The following is a 21,598-nucleotide window of genomic DNA, read 5'->3' as shown; positions in this document are numbered from 1 at the left end:
CATCAACGACGGGGAAGGAATTGCAGCGGATCAACAGGCTTCCCTTGGCGGCGAATCTCAAAGTGCAGTTTCACCCGGTCTGTACCAGTTGACCCCATTTCGGCAATTGTCTGTCCGACTTTGACCTGCTGCCCCTCCCGAACCAACAGCCTGCGGTTGTGACCGTAGGCACTGACGTAGGTATCGCTGTGTTTGATGATGACCAGCTCGCCGTAGCCCCGCAAACCACTCCCGGCGTATACCACTGTCCCATCAGACGCAGCTAAAACAGGCTGTCCCAAATCCCCGGCGATATCAATGCCTTTATTCAAACTACCGTTTGAAGAGAATTTTCCAATAAGGATGCCATTTGAGGGCCATCCCCAGCCGGTCGGTGCAGGCCCCGCCGGCGGCATCGGCGCAGGTGCCGGCTTGCTCGCAACGCTAGGCGCGGCGGTGCCTGCAGGCCGGGTGATGATGGTGGTCTTGCTCGAAGACGACGGCGAAGAAGCCGTGTTTGTGACTACAGCGGTCGGTGTTGAACCGGTTCGTCCATCGAAACGAATGGTCTGACCTGGATGTATCGTGTATGGCACAGGGATGTTGTTACGGGCGGCGAGCGCCTTGTAATCCCAGCCATAACGAAAGGCGATCGAGAACATCGTATCGCCCTTGCGCACGACGTATTGGCCCGTGGTAACGGTAGGTTTCTGCGGTACCGCATTATTGCGGTCGACCACCCGCGCACCACCGGATGGCGTGCTTGAACAAGCCGCCAGCAAGGAACTCAAGACAAGGCCAATCACCAGTCGCTGAAAGCTTGTTTGACTCATACGCTGTGCAATGACCGTGAGACTCACCCGCCGCTCCCTTTGTGGTGGCTGACTATGAACGCCTGTATCAGGCTTGAAATATGACGCAAGTATAACTGGCCGTTGGGTTTTTACTGGAAACACGACTCTAAAGAAAATTTCATCATGTTTAACTCCGACGGCTGATCATGTGGACTCAACAGACCCCGCTGTAAGACACATACCCGGCAATAGAATTCAGTACGCAGGAATAATTGATCAGGCCAGCGGACCGTTGAGCAGCGGGACAAAACGCACGGCGCCGAGCACATGCCGGGAAAAGCCCTCTTCCTCGCGAATGATCAACATTAATTGTTGCACTTCGCCGGAGCCCACCGGAATCACCAGGCGCCCGCCGGGAGCCAGTTGATCGAGCAAGGCCTGGGGCACGTCGGTCGCCACCGCGGTGACGATAATGCCGTTGTATGGCGCCAGTGCCGGCCAGCCTTCCCAGCCATCACCCCAACGGAACACCACGTTGCGCAGGTTCAACTCCACCAGGCGTTCCTTGGCCCGGTCTTGCAACACCTTGATGCGCTCCACGGAAAACACCCGCTCCACCAGCTGCGACAACACGGCCGTCTGGTAGCCGGAGCCGGTGCCGATTTCCAGCACCTTGTCCAGCGGGCCCGCCGCCAGCAGCAACTCACTCATCCGCGCCACCATATAGGGCTGGGAGATGGTCTGGTTGTGGCCGATGGGCAAGGCTGTGTCTTCATAGGCGCGGTGCGCCAGGGCTTCATCGACAAACAGATGCCGCGGGGTACGCCGGATGACTTCCAGCACCTGGGCATTGGACAGCCCTTCTTCATACAGGCGCTGGATCAATCGCTCGCGGGTGCGCTGGGAGGTCATCCCGATGCCCCGGCGCAGCAGGTCGTCTTGTTCACGAGCCATCAGCGCAGCCCCTCCAGCCAGCCATCGAGGCTACTGAAGGCATCACTGAAGGTGCGATCGAGTTGCAACGGGGTAATCGAGACATAACCTTGCATCACCGCATGAAAGTCCGTGCCCTCGCCACCGTCCTCGGCATCGCCGGCAGCGGCAATCCAGTACCCTTCCCTGCCACGCGGGTCGACCACTTTCAGCGGCGCTGCCGCACGGGCACGGTGGCCGAGGCGGGTCAGCTGGATACCGCGAATGTGGTCCAGGGGCAGATTGGGAATATTGACGTTGAGCACCGTGCGAGGCGGCAGGACCAGGGTGTCATGGGCCTCCACCAGCTTGCGGGCGAAATACGCCGCAGTCGCCAGGTTGTCCAGTTGACGGGACGCAAACGAAAAAGCGAACGAGGTCCGACCGAGGAAGCGCCCTTCAAGGGCTGCCGCCACCGTACCGGAATACAGCACGTCGTCACCCAGGTTGGCGCCCAGGTTGATCCCGGAAACCACCAGGTCCGGCTCGCGGTCCAGCAGGCTGTTGATCGCCAGGTGCACGCAGTCGGTCGGCGTGCCATTCACGCTGATAAAGCCGTTGGGCAACGTCTGTGTATGCAACGGACGGTCGAGCGTCAGCGAGCTGCTGGCGCCGCTTTTGTCCTGGTCCGGGGCAACCACCACGCACTCGGCGTAATCCGCCAGCGCAGCATGAAGCGCGGCAAGGCCGGGTGCAGTGACCCCGTCGTCGTTAGATATCAGAATACGCATGGGCTGTCCGTCTGCCCCACCGGCACCAGATCTACAAGCTCGCGCACCAAGACAGTGGCGAAGCATCCAGCCGGCAGGACGAATTCCAATTGCAGAATGTCAGGTTCGGGATAATGCCACGTCAACCCGCCAATGGGCAGTCGAAGAATGCGACGTTCCTGGCTCATGCCGGCATTCACCAGCCAATCCCGCAGTTCGGCTTCACCGTCGGCAATCGCCTGTTCCAGCGCGAAGGTTGCTCCCGCAGCCGGCGAATCACCTTCGCCCCACTGCGGGCCGGTGGGATGCAGGTCGAGGATTGCCAGGCGCGGGTCGCTGCATTCAGCCTCCCCCGCCGGGAAAAAGCTGCGGCTGTCGGTAAACGCCAGCAAGTCACCGACCTGGGCGCGCTGCCAGGAACCGTCGGCCACCCGCGCCGCCAGCACTTTATTGAACAGGAAGCTGCGGGCCGTCGAGAGCAGGCGCGAACGCACATTGCGCTGCTCCGGCAAGGCCTTGCGCGCCGCCCAGTCACGGGCATCGACGACGTTGCCGCCGTTATGGCCGAAACGCTGGGCGCCGAAATAGTTGGGAATGCCTTGCCGGGCGATCAGTTGCAGGCGGGCGTCGATGGCCGCCGCATCCCCGGCAAACTGGGTCAGGCGCAAGGTAAAGCCGTTGGCCGAATGCGCGCCGCGCTGCAGCTTGCGCTTGTGACGGCCGGTCTTGAGGATCTTCAGGGTGTCGTTTTCAGCCGCGCTCAGGTCCGGGTCCGCCTTGCCCGGCAACTGCACGCTGAACCACTGGCGTGTCAGCGCCTGGCGGTCCTTGAGCCCGGCGTAGCTGACGGTACGCAACGGCACGCCCGCCGCCTTGGCAATCCGCCGCGCCGCCTCTTCGGTATTCAGGCCGCGCTTTTCCACCCACAACCACAGGTGTTCACCCTCGCCGGTCAGCGGGATATCCAGCACTTCATCCACCTGGAAGTCTTCAGCGGTGGCCTTTAGAACAGCGCTGCCCAAGGCCTCGCCATAGGCACGCGGGCCCAGCAGTTGCAGATCATTCATGCGCGCAGCAACAAGGCAACGGAGTGCACGGCAATGCCCTCTTCGCGACCGGTAAACCCGAGCTTTTCGGTGGTGGTGGCTTTTACGTTCACTTGATCCAACTCAACTTGAAGATCCGCGGCAATCAGCGCGCGCATCGTTTCGATATGCGGGGCCATCTTGGGCGCCTGGGCGACGATGGTGTTGTCGACGTTGCCGACCTTCCAGCCCTTGGCATGGATCAAGCCGACCACGTGACGCAACAGCACACGGCTGTCCGCGCCCTTGAAGGTCGGGTCGGTGTCCGGAAAGTGCTTGCCGATGTCGCCCAACGCGGCTGCGCCGAGCAAGGCATCGCTCAAGGCATGCAGCACCACGTCGCCGTCGGAATGAGCCAGCAACCCGTGGTGGTGCGCGATCCGCACGCCGCCCAGGGTGATGAAATCGCCTTCGGCGAAACGGTGCACATCATAGCCGTGGCCAATACGCATAAAAAAACGCCCCGATTTAATTCAGGGCGTGATTCTACCTACTTTTGCCTCACATTAACCGAGCAAAGCGCGCGCGTGATGGCGTAAATGGTCTTCGATGAAGCTGGCGATAAAGAAGTAGCTGTGGTCATAGCCCGGTTGCAGGCGCAGCTCCAGCGGATGGTTCGCCGCCCTGGCCGCTTGTTGCAACGCTTCAGGCTTGAGCTGCACCGCGAGGAAATCGTCGCGGTCGCCCTGGTCCACCAGCAATGGCAGCTTTTCCGAGGCTTCGCTGATCAACACGCAGGCATCCCATTCGCGCCATTTCGAGCGCTCTTCGCCCAGGTAGCGGGAGAATGCCTTCTGGCCCCACGGGCAATCCATCGGGTTGTTGATCGGCGAGAACGCCGACACCGACTGATAACGCCCCGGGTTGCGCAAGGCACACACCAGCGCGCCGTGGCCGCCCATGGAGTGGCCGCTGATCCCGCGTTTGGCCGACGCCGGGAAATGCGCCTCGACCAATGCAGGCAACTCCTGCACCACGTAGTCATGCATCCGATAGTGCTGGGCCCAGGGCTCCTGGGTGGCGTTCAGGTAGAAACCGGCGCCCAGGCCAAAGTCCCAGGCGTTGTCCGGATCACCCGGCACACCGGGGCCGCGCGGGCTGGTGTCCGGCGCAACAATGATCAACCCCAGCTCGGCTGCCATGCGTTGCGCGCCGGCCTTCTGCATGAAGTTCTCATCGGTGCAGGTCAGGCCCGATAGCCAGTACAGCACCGGCAATTTGCCGCCCTGCTCCGCTTGCGGCGGCAGGTACACGGCGAAGGTCATGTCGCAACCCAGCACGTCGGAATGATGCTTGTAGCGTTTATGCCAGCCGCCGAAGCTTTTCTGGCACGACAGGTTTTCCAGACTCATGGCCGACCTCAGAAGTGAATGACGGTGCGGATGCTCTTGCCTTCATGCATCAGGTCAAACGCCTTGTTGATATCTTCCAGGCCCATGGTGTGGGTGATGAACGTATCCAGCGGGATTTCACCGGTCTGGGCCATTTCCACATAGCTTGGCAACTCGCTGCGACCGCGCACGCCGCCGAACGCCGAACCGCGCCAGACGCGGCCGGTGACCAGCTGGAACGGACGGGTAGCAATTTCCTGGCCGGCGCCGGCCACGCCGATGATCACCGACTCGCCCCAACCTTTGTGGCAGCACTCAAGGGCCGCACGCATCAGTTGGACATTGCCGATGCACTCGAAGGAAAAGTCGACGCCGCCGTCGGTCAAATCGACGATCACGTCCTGGATCGGGCGGTCGTAGTCTTTCGGGTTGATGCAGTCGGTGGCACCCAGCTGCCTGGCGATTTCAAACTTGGCCGGGTTGATGTCGATGGCAATGATGCGGCCGGCCTTGGCTTTCACCGCGCCGATCACCGCCGACAGGCCGATGCCGCCCAGGCCGAAGATGGCCACGGTGTCGCCTGGCTTGACCTTGGCGGTGTTGATCACTGCACCGATACCGGTGGTGACACCACAGCCCAGCAGGCAGACTTTTTCCAGCGGCGCTTCTTTGGGAATCTTCGCTACGGAGATTTCCGGCAGCACGGTGTATTCGGAGAAGGTCGAAGTGCCCATGTAGTGGAAAATCGGCTGGCCCTTGTAGGAAAAGCGCGAGGTGCCATCTGGCATCAGGCCTTTACCCTGGGTGGCGCGAATCGCCTGGCAGAGGTTGGTCTTGCCCGACAGGCAGAATTTGCACTTGCCGCATTCCGGGGTGTACAGCGGGATCACGTGGTCGCCCACCGCCACCGAGGTCACGCCTTCGCCGATGGCTTCAACCACGGCGCCGCCTTCGTGGCCGAGGATCGACGGGAAAATGCCTTCCGGGTCCGCGCCCGACAGGGTGTAGGCATCGGTATGGCACACACCGGACGCCACCACCCGCAACAGCACCTCGCCCGCCTTGGGCATGGCCACATCCACTTCAACGATCTCGAGGGGTTTCTTGGCTTCGAAGGCTACGGCCGCGCGGGACTTGATCATCCGGTTTCTCCATCGGGTTAAAAACGTAAGGCCGGCAGTGTAAAACATGCTCATCTGATTAATAATCCAGACAAAAGCAAAACATTATTGCCGCACAGGGACAATCAGCATGCTGGAAAACCGCTGGGAGGGCATCGACGAGTTCGTCGCCGTGGCCGAATGCAGCCAATTCACCGCGGCCGCCGAGCGCCTGGGCGTGTCGTCGTCCCATATCAGCCGCCAGGTCGCGCGACTGGAAGAGCGCCTGCAAACACGCTTGCTGTATCGCAGCACGCGCAAGGTGACACTGACCGAAGCCGGCCAGACCTTCCTGCAACATTGCCAGCGATTGCAGGACGGTCGCGAAGAAGCCTTGCGCGCCGTGGGCGACCTGGCCAGCGAGCCCAAGGGAATGTTGCGCATGACCTGCGCAGTGGCTTACGGCGAGCGTTTTATCGTGCCGCTGGTGACGCGGTTCATGGCGCTTTACCCGCAATTGCGCGTGGATGTGGAATTGACCAACCGCCAGCTGGACCTGGTGCACGAAGGCCTGGACCTGGCGATTCGCCTCGGGCGCCTGGCGGATTCGCGCATGGTTGCCAGCCGCCTCGCGCCGCGGCGTATGTACCTGTGCGCGTCACCGTCCTACCTGGCCAGGTACGGGCGGCCACATAGCTTGTCGGAGTTAAGCCGGCATAACTGCCTGATCGGCAGCTCGGATATTTGGCAACTGGCCCAGGACGGGCGCGAATTTTCCCAGCGTGTACAGGGAAACTGGCGCTGCAACAGCGGGCAAGCGGTGCTGGATGCGGCCCTGCAAGGTGTCGGTCTTTGCCAATTGCCGGACTATTACGTGCTGGAGCATTTGCACAGCGGCGCACTGGTGTCGTTACTCGAAGCCCATCAACCGCCCAACACCGCGGTTTGGGCGCTGTACCCGCAACAACGCCACCTTTCGCCCAAGGTGCGAAAACTGGTGGACTTTCTCAAGGAGGGCCTGGGCAACCATCCCGTCTACCTGCGATAGACAGCTACCGCCCATGCAGCGCCTGAGTGCCGGTAAATAGCTTTTTTACTGCGTAACCAGGCACCCCATGATAACCAACGGCCCGCAACTCCAGCGCATCAGTCATTTCGTTCGCAAGGTCCTGGCGGATTTCCCCGTACCTTCGCAAATCGCCGCCCAGTTGATCCGCGAGCGGGTACAGCCCCTCAGCCAGGTCGAGTTCGACCCGGATACCACCCTCCTCGCCACCCTCGAATACAACACCGACAACCCCAATGCGGCCTTCACCGCCGTGGTGATCCAGTCGATGTCGCTGACCGAGGCCATGGTCTGCAATGCGCCCCAGCCCCCGGGCGGCATGCTCAATACCACCGGGTTTTCCACCACTGCACCTTATTTCAATATTGTCAGCGAGCTGCCGCGCTTGATGGATAACCGGATTCCGGCAATGTTCAACGAAGAGTTCATCGTCTCGGGCTGGATCCCGCCAAGGCGTTATGAGGCGCTGTATCTGCAAAGCCAGCCCCAGGTTTACGACCCGAGCACGCAGCTGGAGATTTCACCAAAAACCTTCAGGCACATCGTTAACTCAAGCCATTTCGAACAAACCTACGACGAGGCGATCGGCAAGTTCTGGAACAGCCACCGGGAAAACTACAACACCCTGATGCGCATCGCGTTCACCAAAGCCTATCTGGAACAGTTCCATGAGTTCACCCTGACCGTGGCAGAGAGACAGCTGGCGGCACGGGCGGCGGGAATCGGCATCGACAAGAACCACGACAACCTCACCCTGGAGGATTTCCAGGAGCCCTATCGCCTCGACCCAAACCTGTCCCTGCGGCTATTGCGCGTTCACAACAGCGAATCCACCGACATCCTGACCATCACCGATAACCAAAGCCAGGTGACCCTGCTCTATATCCCGGGCAACTCCTCGCCCTTCCATGGGTTCAATAACCCGGCAGACATGCGCAGTTGGCTGGTGAAAACGGCAAGGGACGCCACTCAACGCAAGGCGCTGACCCAACACTTCGACGAGGACGCCATCGACTCCGGCCTGATCTACAGCGGCGTGGAGGAGGCACTGGTGGGGATGGCGGTGTTTCCGAAGCCGGCAACCTCCCCGGGTTTGTTCAACAGCCTGCGGGCCGATAACTACTGGGATCCCGAGCAGTACATCAATAACCCGATGTATCCGGCACTGGGCAGTAACCCGTTTGAGTTCATCGCCCGGCAGATCAGGGTACGCCTTGCAAAAGTAGCGGCGCGAAGCTTTATTTCGCCCCTGGATACGCTCAAGGCCGACACCCTGGATGCCCTGGAAAAAGCCTGCATCCTGGCGGTTCCCGTGGCACTGGCCATGGGCAACGCGCTACTGGCGGAATTTTGCTTCCTGACCTCCGGCGCGACTGAAATGGTGGTGGGTGCCGACGACCTGCTGCGCGGCAAACCCCACGCGAAGGAGCGCATTGTATTCGGCGCCCTTAACGCGCTGCCGGTGGTCGCCCATGGCGTGTCCAAGGGGCTCAAGGGCCTCGAAAGCCTGCGCCCCACCCTGGGCCCGGCAGTACGCCAGGATGCGGGCCGGATCAGCGTCAGCGCCATCAACGAAACCTCCATGGCGGCCAACACCGAGACGCGCACCCTGAACCCACGGATGACTCCCGGCGGCCTGCAGACCATCCGGATTCACGGCGACCTGTACCTGACCTACAAGACCCCCAATGAATCAGGCTTCTTCGAACTGTTCGTAATGGCTCCCAACGCGCCAAACACGCTGCAATCCACCGGCCTGTATGCCATCCAGAGCGCCGACCTGAAGTGGCGCACGGCCGGGCTGGCCGGCGGAGGCGCATTTCGCAATGCCTGGCAAAGGGTCTACACGCTGTTCGGCGGCCCGCAACACTCGACGTTCTACAGTGCCTACGAGATGCCACCCCCCGCACGCGAGACCGTTTCGGAGATGCTCACCGACACCAGTTCGTTTTCGGAAAACCTTGAACCCGTGGGCAGCGGTGCCCAGCCGGTGAAAGACACCCGCAAGTTGTTTTTCGAGAAAAGAACCAAGCTGTCTGAAGATGCCACGATATTCTTTGCCAACTTGTCGTTTTCACCGATGCGGCCGGTGCTTCCAAGGCTCAGCCTGAATGAATCGCAGCCGACCATCATTCAAAAACTGCTGCACGCCAGCGACGGCCTGGTGATCGGCGAAAGCCATGGAGCCCTGTCGAGCAAGGCGTTCCTGATCAACAACATGCCGCTGTTGGCCAGCGAGGGGGTCAAACGCCTCTATTTCGAGCATCTGCTGACGGATGTACACATGCCCTTGCTCAAGGCGTTCTACCGTACCCGAAGCGCGGTGATGCCCGAGGAACTCAAGGGCTTCCTCAACAACATCTACCCGCCGTTGCGCGACCGGCACTACTCGTTCGTCAACATCGTCACCGCAGCCCGTGACGCCGGGATCAAAATCCAGCCGATCGACTGCACTGTCAGCTACATGCTGCGCGACCTGCCCGACACCGCCGACAACTTGCGCCAGCGCATGATGAACTTCTACGCCACCGAGGTGATTCAATGGATCCAGACCACCAAGCTGCGCCCGGGCAAATGGGTCGCACTGGTGGGCGACAGCCATACCAATACCTACAAAGGGATTCCGGGGATCGCCGAACTCACCGGCAGCATCGGCCTGCGGATCGAGGATGCAGCGGCTGGCGGGCACCTCGGCGTCGAAGTGGACACGGGACGCACCGCCAGCCTGGGCATCGGCAAGGGTGAGGGAACGGTCAAGGCCAACCTGGTCCTGCGGGTGGACCGCGCCAGCTTGCAACGCCCGGCGCAACCGGCGCCCGCCCCCTCCCAGCCCCAGGCCAGGACGCCACAGACGCTGCTGACCAAGCCAGGCCAGTTCATGCTGACACCGGCCACCGTCACGACACCGGCACACCTTCACTACCGTTCACGGCGAGGCGACGTACGCCATTTCAGGATCGATCAACAGGGCGGCCGATACGCCATCAGCGCGCCCGGTTGGGCCGTGGACGGCAAACCGTTCGACAGCATTCAGGCACTGGTGGATGAGTTCAAGACCCCGGCCGGGGTTGAACAGATGACGGTGTGACCGTCAGGAAGACTGGAAAGTCCGACGCTGGCGCAGCCATTCAAGGTCTTCCGGGCGCGTGACCTTGAGGTTGTCGGAACGGCCTTCGATCAGGCGAGGCGCATGCCCGGCCCATTCCATGGCCGAGGCTTCGTCGGTGATGACCACGTCCGAGACCAGGCTGTCGGCCAAGGCCCGGTGCAGCGCGCCAAGGTGGAACATCTGCGGGGTGTAGGCCTGCCAGATCGGCGTGCGATCAACCGTTTCCAACACGCGCCCGTGCTTGTCGGCGCGCTTGAGGGTGTCCCGCGCCGGCACGGCCAGCAGCCCACCCACGCTGTCGTCGGCCAGTTCAAAGAGCAACTTGTCCAGGTCATCGCGGCTGAGGTTCGGCCGGGCGGCGTCATGCACCAGCACCCAATCGTCATCGCTGGCGCCCTGGCCGTGCAGGTAAAGCAAGGCATTGAGGACCGAACCCGAGCGCTCTTCGCCGCCGTCAACGCGCACAATGCGTGGGTCGGCGGCGCAAGCCAGGGTCGGCCAGTAAGGGTCATCCATCGCAACGCTGACCACCAGCCCCTTGAGGCCCGGATGATCGAGGAAACAGCCAAGGCTGTGTTCGAGAATAGTGCGACCACCCAATTGCAAGTACTGCTTGGGACGGTCCGCGGCCATACGGGCACCCACGCCCGCGGCAGGAATCACGGCCCAGAAGGCCGGTGACGAAATGCTCATTGGGCCAACTGGTAGAGGGTTTCGCCCTCCTTGACCATGCCCAACTCATGGCGAGCCCGCTCTTCAACGGTCTCCATGCCTTTTTTCAATTCAAGTACTTCGGCATCGAGCACGCGATTGCGCTCCAGCAACACCTCGTTTTCGGCGTGCTGTGCGGCAATTTGCTGGGTCAGTTCGGTGACCTGCGCCAAGCTGCCATTCCCCACCCAAAGGCGGTACTGCAGGCCAGCCAGCAGCAAGAGCAAGACGAGGAACAACCAATTGGGACTGCGCATCGAATATCGGGTATCCAGTGAAAAAAGACAGCCATGCAAAACTTTTGCAGCAACTGATAGCACGAAGCCTGGAATAACCAGGCTTGTGCTTGTTAGTCATGAGATTAGCGCCGAAATTCACGCTGCCGTGATTTTTCCGACGTAATCCGCTGACCTTTTACCATTTAACAATCAGCCGCGAAACTCGCTGCGACCGTTGTACTTGGCTTTGCCGCCCAGTTGCTCTTCGATACGCAGCAATTGGTTGTACTTGGAAACACGATCGGAACGGCACAGGGAACCGGTCTTGATCTGCCCAGCCGAAGTGCCCACGGCCAGGTCGGCAATGGTCGAGTCTTCGGTTTCGCCGGAGCGGTGGGAGATCACGGCGGTGTAGCCCGCAGCCTTGGCCATCTGGATGGCTTCCAGGGTTTCGGTCAGGGTGCCGATCTGGTTGAACTTGATCAGGATCGAGTTGGCGATCTTTTTGTCGATGCCTTCTTTCAGGATCTTGGTGTTGGTCACGAACAGGTCGTCGCCCACCAGTTGGATCTTCTCGCCGATCTTGTCGGTCAACACTTTCCAGCCAGCCCAGTCGGACTCGTCCAGGCCGTCTTCGATCGAGATGATCGGGTAGCGCTCGGTCAGGCCCTTGAGGTAGTCAGCAAAACCTTCCGAGGTGAAGACGTGGCCTTCGCCGGACAGGTTGTACTTGCCGTCTTCGTAGAATTCGCTGGCCGCGCAGTCCAGGGCCAGGGTCACGTCGGTGCCCAGCTTGTAGCCAGCGTTGGCCACGGCTTCGGAGATCACTTTCAGTGCATCTTCGTTGGACGCCAGGTTCGGCGCGAAACCACCTTCGTCACCCACTGCAGTGCTCAGGCCACGGGCCTTCAGCACAGCCTTGAGGTGATGGAAAATCTCGGTGCCCATGCGCAGGCCTTCGGAGAAGGTCTTGGCGCCAACCGGCTGCACCATGAATTCCTGGATGTCGACGTTGTTATCAGCGTGCTCGCCACCGTTGATGATGTTCATCATCGGAACCGGCATCGAGTAGACACCCGGAGTGCCGTTCAGGTTGGCGATGTGGGCGTACAGCGGCAGGTCCTGGTCCTGTGCAGCGGCCTTGGCAGCGGCCAGGGACACGGCGAGGATGGCGTTGGCGCCCAGGCTGCCTTTGTTTTCGGTACCGTCGAGCTTGATCATCGCGTGATCGAGGGCTTTCTGGTCAAGTGGATCCTTGCCCAGCAGCAGGTCGCGGATCGGGCCATTGATGTTGGCCACCGCCTTGAGTACACCCTTGCCCAGGTAACGGCTCTTGTCGCCATCACGCAGTTCCAGTGCTTCGCGGGAACCTGTGGAAGCACCGGACGGCGCGCAGGCGCTGCCGATGATGCCGTTATCGAGAAGCACGTCGGCTTCGACGGTAGGGTTGCCACGGGAGTCGAGAACTTCACGACCTTTGATGTCGACGATTTTTGCCATTGTTGTAAACACTCCAAAGTTGACGAAAACGACGCAGCTGAAGGAAATCTTTTGACCGACCGCAAGGGTGGAACAACGGGCAGGCTTGCAGGCGACAAGGCTCAGGCCTGCGGGCCTGAGCGTAAAGCGAGGGAAAGTCTACCGGAGAAATGGCGCTTACGCGGTCTCTACCGTCGGAAAACTCTTGACCAGGTCGTCCAACTGCTTCAACTGGGCCAGGAATGGCTCCAGCTTGTCCAGGCGCAGGGCGCATGGGCCGTCGCACTTGGCGTTGTCCGGGTCCGGGTGGGCTTCCAGGAACAAACCTGCCAGAGACTGGCTGATGCCGGCCTTGGCCAGGTCCAGTACCTGGGCACGGCGCCCGCCAGCGGAATCGGCGCGACCACCGGGCATTTGCAGCGCGTGGGTCACGTCGAAGAACACTGGGTATTCGAACTGTTTCATGATGCCGAAACCGAGCATGTCCACCACGAGGTTGTTGTAGCCGAAGCTCGAACCACGCTCGCAGAGGATCAACTGGTCGTTACCCGCTTCCACGCACTTGTTCAGGATATGTTTCATTTCCTGAGGCGCGAGGAACTGGGCTTTCTTGATATTGATCACAGCGCCGGTCTTGGCCATCGCGACCACGAGGTCGGTCTGGCGCGACAGGAAGGCCGGCAACTGGATGATGTCGCACACCTCGGCAACCACGGCTGCCTGCTCAGGCTCGTGGACGTCGGTGATGATCGGCACGCCGAAGGCTTGCTTGATGTCCTGGAAGATCCGCATGCCTTCTTCAAGGCCCGGGCCGCGGTAGGAAGTCACGGACGAACGGTTGGCCTTGTCGAAGCTGGCCTTGAACACGTAGGGGATACCGAGTTTCTCGGTCACCTTCACGTACTCTTCACAGACCTGCATCGCCATGTCGCGGCTTTCCAGCACGTTCATGCCGCCGAACAGCACCATGGGCTTGTCGTTGGCAATCTCGATGTCGCCTACGCGAATGATCTTCTGGGCCATCAGGTTTACGCCTTCTTCTGATGTTGCGTCAGTGCTGCTTTAACGAAGCCGCTGAACAACGGGTGACCGTCGCGCGGGGTCGAGGTGAACTCCGGGTGGAACTGGCAAGCCACGAACCATGGATGATCCGGTGCTTCAACCACTTCAACCAGCGCGCCATCACCGGAACGACCGGAGATTTTCAGGCCGGCTTCCATGATTTTCGGCAGCAGGTTGTTGTTCACTTCGTAGCGGTGACGGTGACGCTCGACAATCACGTCCTTGCCGTAGCAATCGTGAACCAGGGACCCCGGCTCCAGCAGGCAATCCTGCGCGCCGAGGCGCATGGTGCCGCCCAGGTCGGAGGCTTCGGTACGGGTTTCGACGGCGCCGGTGGCATCTTCCCACTCGGTGATCAGGCCCACGACCGGATGACCGCTGGTGCGATCGAACTCGGTGGAGTTGGCGTCTTTCCAGCCCATCACGTTACGGGCGAACTCGATGACCGCCACTTGCATGCCCAGGCAGATACCCAGGTACGGCACCTTGTTCTCACGAGCGTACTGGACGGCAGTGATCTTGCCTTCCACGCCACGCAGACCGAAGCCGCCCGGAACCAGGATGGCATCAACGCCTTCCAGCAGCGCGGTGCCCTGGTTCTCGATGTCTTCGGAGTCGATGTAGCGCAGGTTGACCTTGGTACGGTTGCTGATACCCGCGTGGCTCATCGCTTCGATCAGCGACTTGTAGGCGTCCAGCAGCTCCATGTACTTGCCGACCATGGCGATGGTGACTTCATGCTCAGGGTTGAGCTTGGCGTCGACCACGGCTTCCCACTCGGACAGATCGGCGCCGCCACATTGCAGGCCGAAGCGCTCGACGACAAAATCATCCAGGCCCTGGGAATGCAGGATGCCCGGGATCTTGTAGATGGTGTCGGCGTCTTCCAGGGCGATTACCGCACGTTCTTCAACGTTGGTGAACTGGGCGATCTTGCGACGGGACGCGATGTCGATCGCGTGGTCGGAGCGGCACACCAGCACGTCCGGCTGCAGGCCGATGGAACGCAGTTCCTTGACCGAGTGCTGGGTAGGCTTGGTTTTGGTTTCGCCGGCGGTGGCGATGTACGGCACCAGCGTCAGGTGCATCAGCATCGCGCGCTTGGCGCCGACTTCGAAACGCAACTGGCGGATGGCTTCGAGGAACGGTTGGGATTCGATGTCACCCACGGTGCCACCGATCTCGACCATTGCCACGTCGGCATCGCCTGCACCCTTGATGATGCGGCGCTTGATTTCGTCGGTGATGTGCGGGATCACCTGGATGGTTGCACCCAGGTAGTCACCACGGCGCTCCTTGCGCAGCACGTGCTCGTAGACACGGCCGGTGGTGAAGTTGTTGTTCTGGGTCATGGTCGTGCGGATGAACCGCTCGTAGTGGCCCAGGTCCAGGTCGGTCTCGGCGCCGTCGTGGGTGACGAACACTTCACCGTGCTGGAACGGGCTCATGGTGCCCGGGTCAACGTTGATGTACGGGTCCAGCTTGAGCATGGTGACCTTAAGTCCCCGCGCCTCCAGGATGGCCGCCAATGAAGCGGAGGCAATGCCTTTCCCCAATGAAGAAACAACACCGCCCGTGACGAATATGTAGCGCGTCATGAAAAACCCTAGAAGTCTGCGTTAAAGCGGTCCGAGCCGCCGGGGAAAGCGAAGGAAGGCCGAAGCCCCCGATCACCTGCATTAATCACAGTGCACCTTTCAAAAAAACCGCCGCGTTGTGACAGACCAGCAATGAAACACCGGTACGTTGATCGCTACACATTTTTTGGAATCGCCCAGCAAAGACTGCTTGGTAATCGGCAACTGCTGCGATTCAGGCGAATCCACAGAAGTTGTATCAAGAAGGGAGCGTAGTCTACCGGAAAGGCTCTATCAGCTCAAACCTTGATCGCAGGTTGGTGGCATCCAATGTAATTGCCAGCCGGTACCGCCACCCGCCGCAAGCCCCGGCAGGTTGGCCACAGCCAGCAATTGCTGGCCCTGATACAGCAGCGGCAATCTGCCACGGATGAAGCCTGGTACCGCACTTTCGTTAAGCAAGCGCTTCAGGTCGCGCCGGCCCCGGCCTGGCAATTCCATGATTTCACCGCCCTGGCGATAACGGATGCTCAGGGGGCCTTCGGGTGCACTGCCGCTGAAGCGCACTTGGCCGTTACCGGGTAACTGTAGTGGGTTTTGCGGGTGCGGCCAGCTCACCGATGCGTCAGAAAATTCCGACCAACTGGCAGGTAACCACCAGATAAGTCCACCACAACGGTGCAATTGGCCGTCGGCCAGGCGCCACAGTGGCTGTGCATCGTGTTTGGCGTCGCGCAAGGTCGCCCAGCCGGTCCAGTGGTCACTGTCGGGCAAGCGTGTCAGCGGTGTCAGCCAATGCATGAGTGCGTTGCGCTGGCGGGCCTCGGAGAGCGCGGCAAGCGGTTCAAGGGTCAGCGAAGGCAATGCCAGCCAGGGAAACACCGGGTGCTGGCTGGCGGCCAGCAGGTCCATCTGCGCCAGTTCGTCGAGCAAGCCGTGGGCTTCGCTCAGATGTTCGGCGCTGCGGGCCATGGTGCTGACGGCTTGGGGCCAACGTTCAGTCAGGTGTGGGAAAACATGGTGGCGCAGGTAATTGCGGGAGAAACGCGGATCAGCGTTCGACGGGTCTTCGATCCAGGTCAATTGATGTTCACGGGCGTAGGCTTCAAGCTCGGCGCGAGACACATCCAGCAAGGGTCGCACCAGATAGCCATCTGCCAAAGGGCGCTGCGCGGGCATTGCCGCCAGGCCACGCACGCCAGCCCCACGCAACAGCCGAAACAGTAAGGTTTCTGCCTGATCGTCACGGTGCTGGCCCGTGACCAGCAACTCCCCTGCCCCGGTGACCTCGGCAAACGCCTGATACCGCGCGTCACGGGCCGCGCGCTCCAGGCTTGCACCTTGTTGCACTTGCACGCGGATCACCCGCAAAGGCACGCACAAGGCGTCGCACACGGACTGGCAATGGGCCGGCCACGCATCCGCCGCAGCTTGCAGCCCATGATGAACATGAAGCGCACTGAGTGGCGGAAGCTTGTCGGTTTTGGCCAGAGTGGCCAGGAGGTGCAGCAGGACGGTGGAGTCGAGGCCGCCGGAGAAGGCGATGTGCCAGGCCGGGGCGTTGCGCCAGGGCGCGACGGCTTGCAGGAGCTTGGCGGTTAACGTGGGCTTCATAGCAAAGTACGCCATCAATCTGGAATGCGATAACCCAGCATACACAAAGCAAATGTGGGAGCGGGCTTGCTCGCGAATGCAGTGTGTCAGTCGCCAACTATATTGACTGAATCACCGCCTTCGCGAGCAAGCCCGCTCCCACACAAGCCAGCTCCCACATTTAGTAACGCGTCGGCTTAGAGACCGTAGCTCATCAGGCGCTCGTAACGACGGGCCAGCAGCGCCTCGTTGTCGAACTTCTTGAGCATCGCCAGCTGCGAGCTGAGTTCGGCACGAATGGTCGCGGCAGCGGCAGCCGGGTCACGGTGGGCGCCGCCCAATGGCTCGGCGATCACTTTATCCACGATACCCAGGCCTTTCAGGCGATCGGCAGTGATGCCCATGGCTTCCGCGGCATCCGGTGCCTTCTCGGCGGTTTTCCACAGGATCGAGGCGCAACCTTCCGGCGAGATCACCGCGTAGGTGGAATATTGCAGCATGTTCAGCTGGTCGCAGACGCCAATCGCCAATGCGCCGCCGGAACCGCCTTCGCCGATCACGGTAGCGATGATTGGCGTCTTCAGGCGCGCCATTACCCGCAGGTTCCAGGCAATCGCTTCGCTCTGGTTGCGCTCTTCAGCGTCGATACCCGGGTAGGCGCCCGGGGTGTCGATGAAGGTCAGGATCGGCATCTTGAAGCGCTCGGCCATTTCCATCAGGCGACAGGCCTTGCGGTAGCCTTCAGGGCGCGGCATGCCGAAGTTGCGGCGGACTTTCTCGCGCACTTCACGGCCTTTCTGGTGACCGATGACCATCACTGGCTGGTCGTCCAGGCGAGCGATACCGCCCACGATGGCGGCGTCGTCGGAGAAGTGACGGTCGCCGTGCAGCTCATCGAACTCGGTAAAGATATGGTCGATGTAGTCCAGGGTGTACGGACGGCGCGGGTGGCGGGCCAGGCGCGCGATCTGCCAGCTGGTCAGCTTGCCGAAGATGTCTTCGGTAAGCGTGCTGCTCTTGTCTTGCAGGCGAGCGATTTCATCGCCGATATTCAGCGAATTGTCATTGCCGACCAGGCGCAGCTCTTCGATCTTGGCTTGCAGGTCAGCGATCGGCTGTTCGAAATCAAGAAAATTCGGGTTCATAAGCGTCCGTCTTGGGTCGACGGCCAAGGAGTGCCTGGCCAGCCGGTTGTCTATTCGCGCCCTACCTTAAGGGAGAGGCGCGGTTAGGTCGAGATTAAATGTTCGGTCGAGATCAGGCGATCTTCGTACTGCCTGACCGTCAACGGTATTGGAGGAAGACGTTGTCACGCCCGAACTGGTCACGCAATGCTTGAATCAAGCCATCGGCGGGGTCAATTCGCCACGTCTCACCAAACTGCAACATCGCCTTGGCGTCGTTGCCGGTGTACTCCATGGTCACCGGGCAGGCGCCACGGTGGCGTTTAAGCAAGTCACCCAACCAGCGTAGCTGATCGCCCTTGAGCGCATCGGTCCTGACCTTCAGGCGCAGGCTTTCGGCCAGATTGGTGCGTGCATCCTCCATGCTCATCACGCGCTTGATCCGCAGGCGCAGGCCGCCGGAGAAGTCGTCGTTGCTGACCTCCCCTTCCACCACCACCATCGCGTCGGTCTGCAACAGCGACTGGGCGGAATGGAATGCATCGGCAAACAGCGAGGCTTCGATCCGGCCCGAGCGGTCGTCGAGGGTGATGAAACCCATCTTGTCGCCCTTTTTATTCTTCATCACCCGCAGCGCGATGATCATGCCTGCGACGGTCTGGGTATCCCGCGCCGGCTTCAGGTCGATGATGCGCTGGCGGGCGAAACGCCGGATTTCACCTTCATATTCGTCAATCGGGTGACCGGTGAGGTACAGGCCCAGGGTGTCTTTCTCACCCTTGAGGCGTTCCTTGAGGGTCAGCTCCTTGGCCTTGCGATGGTTGGCGTAGACGTCGGCATCTTCTTCGACGAACAGCCCGCCAAACAGGTCGGCGTGGCCGCTGTCGTGGGTGCGTGCGGTCTGCTCGGCGGCCTTGATCGCTTCTTCCATGGCGGTCAGCAATACCGCGCGGTTGCGGTCGATATTGGCCTGGTACGCCTTCGGCTCGTCATGGAAGTACGGGCCCAGGCGATCCAGGGCGCCGCTGCGGATCAAGCCATCCAGAGTACGTTTGTTGATGCGCTTGAGGTCGACCCGGGCGCAGAAATCGAACAGGTCCTTGAACGGCCCGTCCTGACGCGCTTCGGTAATCGCCTCCACCGGGCCTTCGCCCACGCCCTTGATCGCGCCGAGGCCATAGATGATGCGGCCTTCGTCGTTCACCGTGAACTTGAACTCGGAAGTGTTCACGTCCGGCGCGTCGAGGCGCAGCTTCATGGTGCGCACTTCCTCGATCAAGGTCACGACCTTGTCGGTGTTGTGCATATCCGCAGACAGTACCGCCGCCATGAACGGCGCCGGGTAGTGAGCCTTCAGCCACGCAGTCTGGTAAGACACCAGGCCATAGGCGGCAGAGTGGGATTTGTTGAAGCCGTAACCGGCGAACTTTTCCACCAGGTCGAAGATGTTACCGGCCAGGTCGGCATCGATGTTGTTGGTGGCGCAACCTTCAATGAAGCCACCGCGCTGCTTGGCCATTTCCTCGGGCTTTTTCTTACCCATGGCTCGACGCAGCATGTCCGCGCCGCCGAGGGTATAGCCGGCCATGACCTGGGCAATCTGCATCACCTGTTCTTGATACAGGATGATGCCGTAGGTCGGTGCCAGTACCGGCTTGAGACCTTCGTACTGGTAGTCGGAGTGCGGGTAAGCCAGCTCGGCACGCCCGTGCTTACGGTTGATGAAGTCATCCACCATGCCCGATTGCAGCGGGCCCGGACGGAACAGGGCCACCAGTGCGATCAAGTCTTCCAGGCAGTCGGGCTTGAGCTTTTTGATCAGCTCTTTCATGCCGCGGGATTCAAGCTGGAACACGGCCGTGGTTTCGGCTTTTTGCAGCAGGCTGTAGGTCGGCTTGTCATCCAGCGGGATAAACGCGATATCCAGCGGTGGCTCATTGACCTTGGCGCGGTCGCGGTTGATGGTCTTCAGCGCCCAGTCGATGATCGTCAGGGTACGCAGGCCGAGGAAGTCGAACTTCACCAGGCCGGCCGCCTCCACGTCGTCCTTGTCGAACTGGGTTACCAGGCCGTCGCCTTCTTCGTCGCAATAGATCGGCGAAAAGTCAGTCAGCTTGGTCGGCGCGATAACCACACCACCGGCGTGCTTACCGACGTTACGCACCACGCCTTCGAGCTTGCGCGCCATGTCCCAGATTTCAGCCGCTTCTTCATCGACCTTGATGAAGTCCCGCAGGATTTCTTCCTGCTCGTAGGCTTTTTCCAGGGTCATGCCGACTTCAAACGGAATCATCTTCGACAGGCGGTCAGCCAGGCCGTAGGACTTGCCCTGTACCCGGGCCACGTCGCGGATTACCGCTTTCGCCGCCATGGAACCGAAGGTGATGATCTGGCTTACAGCGTTACGGCCGTATTTCTCGGCCACGTATTCGATAACCCGGTCGCGACCATCCATGCAGAAGTCGACGTCGAAGTCGGGCATCGATACCCGTTCCGGGTTGAGGAAACGTTCGAACAGCAGGTCATATTCCAGCGGGTCGAGGTCGGTGATCTTCTGCACATAGGCCACCAGCGACCCGGCACCCGATCCACGGCCTGGGCCCACCGGCACGCCGTTGCTTTTGGCCCACTGGATAAAGTCCATTACGATCAGGAAGTAACCGGGGAACCCCATCTGGATAATGATATCCAGCTCGAAATTCAGCCGGTCGACGTAGACCTGGCGCTTGGCCTCGTAATCTTGCGTGGTGTCCTTGGGCAACAGGACGCTCAGGCGTTCTTCGAGGCCGTCGAAGGACACCTTGCGGAAATACTCGTCGATGGTCATGCCATCGGGAATCGGGAAGTTGGGCAGGAAGTGCTTGCCCAGCTTCACTTCAATATTGCAGCGCTTGGCAATTTCGACGGAGTTTTCCAGGGCCTCGGGCAGGTCACTGAACAGCTCGGCCATTTCATCGGCGCTTTTGAGGTACTGCTCTTCGCTGTAGTTCTTCGAGCGGCGCGGATCGTCCAGCGCCCGGCCTTCGCCGATGCATACGCGGGTTTCGTGGGCCTCGAAGTCTTCCTTCTTGATAAAGCGTACATCGTTGGTCGCGACCAGCGGCGCGCCAAGCTTTTCAGCCAGGGCCACGGCGGCGTGCAACTGCTCTTCATCGTTGGGGCGGTTGGTGCGCTGGATTTCCAGGTAGAAACGGTCGGGGAACACCTCCATCCACTCACGGGCGAGCACTTCAGCCTCATGAGGATTGCCGCCCAACAGCGCGATACCGATTTCACCCTCTTTGGCCGCCGAGAGCATGATCAGCCCTTCGCTGGCTTCGGCCACCCACTCGCGCTCGATGATGATCGAGCCGTTGCGCTGGCCATCGATAAAGCCACGGGAAATCAGTTCGGTGAGGTTGCGGTAACCCACGCCGTTCATCGCCAACAGGCTGATGCGGCTCAGTGGGTTATCCGGGTCCTTGTTCGACAGCCACAGGTCGGCACCGCAGATCGGCTTGATGCCGGCGCCCATGGCGGCCTTGTAGAACTTGACCAGGGAACACATGTTGTTCTGGTCGGTCACCGCCACGGCAGGCATGTTCATGCCCACCAGGGTTTTGACCAGGGGTTTGATCCGTACCAGGCCGTCGACCAGGGAGTATTCAGTGTGCAGGCGCAGGTGAACGAATGAAGCCGGCATAGTGAT

17 protein-coding genes are annotated in these 21,598 nt (G+C 60.8%); 2 read left to right on the top strand and 15 right to left on the bottom strand.

Annotated elements, in window-relative coordinates; translation table 11 throughout:
* Positions 1 to 2 precede the first annotated feature (2 nt).
* From HX818_RS19795 to HX818_RS19765, 7 genes are all read right to left on the bottom strand, one after another.
* A complete protein-coding gene (locus tag HX818_RS19795) occupies positions 3 to 839 on the bottom strand; it encodes a peptidoglycan DD-metalloendopeptidase family protein (protein ID WP_032898924.1) in 837 nt (278 codons plus the stop codon).
* 210 nt (positions 840 to 1,049) lie between these two features.
* Positions 1,050 to 1,685 carry a protein-L-isoaspartate(D-aspartate) O-methyltransferase gene (locus HX818_RS19790; protein ID WP_010176736.1) on the bottom strand — a complete coding sequence of 212 codons (636 nt, stop codon included), beginning with the start codon at positions 1,683 to 1,685 and terminating at the stop codon, positions 1,050 to 1,052.
* A 41-nt stretch (positions 1,686 to 1,726) separates the two neighbouring features.
* On the bottom strand, positions 1,727 to 2,476 hold the full coding sequence (gene surE, locus HX818_RS19785; protein ID WP_003219278.1) for a 5'/3'-nucleotidase SurE: 750 nt from the start codon (positions 2,474 to 2,476) through the stop codon (positions 1,727 to 1,729).
* On the bottom strand, positions 2,464 to 3,522 hold the full coding sequence (gene truD / locus HX818_RS19780) for a tRNA pseudouridine(13) synthase TruD (protein WP_003219280.1): 1,059 nt from the start codon (positions 3,520 to 3,522) through the stop codon (positions 2,464 to 2,466). Before truD ends, surE begins: the two co-directional genes overlap by 13 nt.
* Positions 3,519 to 3,992, bottom strand: coding sequence for a 2-C-methyl-D-erythritol 2,4-cyclodiphosphate synthase (gene ispF, locus HX818_RS19775; RefSeq protein WP_003219282.1), 474 nt, complete (start codon positions 3,990 to 3,992; stop codon positions 3,519 to 3,521). The genes truD and ispF overlap by 4 nt, the downstream gene beginning before the upstream one ends.
* A 54-nt stretch (positions 3,993 to 4,046) precedes the next feature.
* On the bottom strand, positions 4,047 to 4,892 hold the full coding sequence (fghA, locus tag HX818_RS19770; protein ID WP_003219284.1) for an S-formylglutathione hydrolase: 846 nt from the start codon (positions 4,890 to 4,892) through the stop codon (positions 4,047 to 4,049).
* Positions 4,893 to 4,900: 8 nt separating this feature from the next.
* Positions 4,901 to 6,013, bottom strand: a complete 1,113-nt coding sequence (locus HX818_RS19765) for an S-(hydroxymethyl)glutathione dehydrogenase/class III alcohol dehydrogenase (protein ID WP_003219285.1) — start codon at positions 6,011 to 6,013, stop codon at positions 4,901 to 4,903.
* A gap of 109 nt (positions 6,014 to 6,122) precedes the next feature.
* Here HX818_RS19765 and HX818_RS19760 point away from each other — a divergent pair, with 109 nt between their 5' ends.
* On the top strand, positions 6,123 to 7,019 hold the full coding sequence (locus HX818_RS19760) for a LysR substrate-binding domain-containing protein (RefSeq protein ID WP_003219287.1): 897 nt from the start codon (positions 6,123 to 6,125) through the stop codon (positions 7,017 to 7,019).
* Positions 7,020 to 7,086: 67 nt separating this feature from the next.
* Positions 7,087 to 10,125, top strand: coding sequence for a dermonecrotic toxin domain-containing protein (locus tag HX818_RS19755; RefSeq protein WP_177020600.1), 3,039 nt, complete (start codon positions 7,087 to 7,089; stop codon positions 10,123 to 10,125).
* 3 nt (positions 10,126 to 10,128) lie between these two features.
* Here HX818_RS19755 and ispD read toward each other — a convergent pair whose 3' ends face one another.
* From ispD to dnaE, 8 genes are all read right to left on the bottom strand, one after another.
* Positions 10,129 to 10,839, bottom strand: a complete 711-nt coding sequence (ispD, locus tag HX818_RS19750; RefSeq protein ID WP_177020599.1) for a 2-C-methyl-D-erythritol 4-phosphate cytidylyltransferase — start codon at positions 10,837 to 10,839, stop codon at positions 10,129 to 10,131.
* Entirely contained in the window at positions 10,836 to 11,114 is a 279-nt protein-coding gene (gene ftsB, locus HX818_RS19745; RefSeq protein WP_003219292.1) for a cell division protein FtsB, read from the bottom strand. Before ftsB ends, ispD begins: the two co-directional genes overlap by 4 nt.
* A 171-nt stretch (positions 11,115 to 11,285) precedes the next feature.
* Positions 11,286 to 12,575 (bottom strand): phosphopyruvate hydratase, encoded by a 1,290-nt coding sequence (eno, locus tag HX818_RS19740; protein WP_003219294.1) that lies wholly within the window; start codon positions 12,573 to 12,575, stop codon positions 11,286 to 11,288.
* A gap of 156 nt (positions 12,576 to 12,731) precedes the next feature.
* A complete protein-coding gene (gene kdsA, locus HX818_RS19735) occupies positions 12,732 to 13,577 on the bottom strand; it encodes a 3-deoxy-8-phosphooctulonate synthase (RefSeq protein ID WP_003219295.1) in 846 nt (281 codons plus the stop codon).
* A gap of 5 nt (positions 13,578 to 13,582) precedes the next feature.
* The gene (locus HX818_RS19730; RefSeq protein WP_003219298.1) at positions 13,583 to 15,214 is read right to left on the bottom strand and encodes a CTP synthase; all 1,632 of its coding nucleotides are present in this window, start codon (positions 15,212 to 15,214) and stop codon (positions 13,583 to 13,585) included.
* 273 nt (positions 15,215 to 15,487) lie between these two features.
* Entirely contained in the window at positions 15,488 to 16,807 is a 1,320-nt protein-coding gene (gene tilS / locus HX818_RS19725; protein ID WP_177020598.1) for a tRNA lysidine(34) synthetase TilS, read from the bottom strand.
* 176 nt (positions 16,808 to 16,983) lie between these two features.
* Positions 16,984 to 17,931 (bottom strand): acetyl-CoA carboxylase carboxyltransferase subunit alpha, encoded by a 948-nt coding sequence (locus tag HX818_RS19720; RefSeq protein ID WP_003219302.1) that lies wholly within the window; start codon positions 17,929 to 17,931, stop codon positions 16,984 to 16,986.
* Between the two features lie 139 nt (positions 17,932 to 18,070).
* A complete protein-coding gene (gene dnaE / locus HX818_RS19715; RefSeq protein ID WP_102605547.1) occupies positions 18,071 to 21,592 on the bottom strand; it encodes a DNA polymerase III subunit alpha in 3,522 nt (1,173 codons plus the stop codon).
* Positions 21,593 to 21,598: the final 6 nt, after the last annotated feature.

Origin of the sequence: Pseudomonas sp. F9001, from assembly GCF_013385435.1 — a bacterium.
Taxonomy (GTDB): domain Bacteria; phylum Pseudomonadota; class Gammaproteobacteria; order Pseudomonadales; family Pseudomonadaceae; genus Aquipseudomonas.
This window is presented reverse-complemented; position numbering and strand designations above follow the sequence as displayed.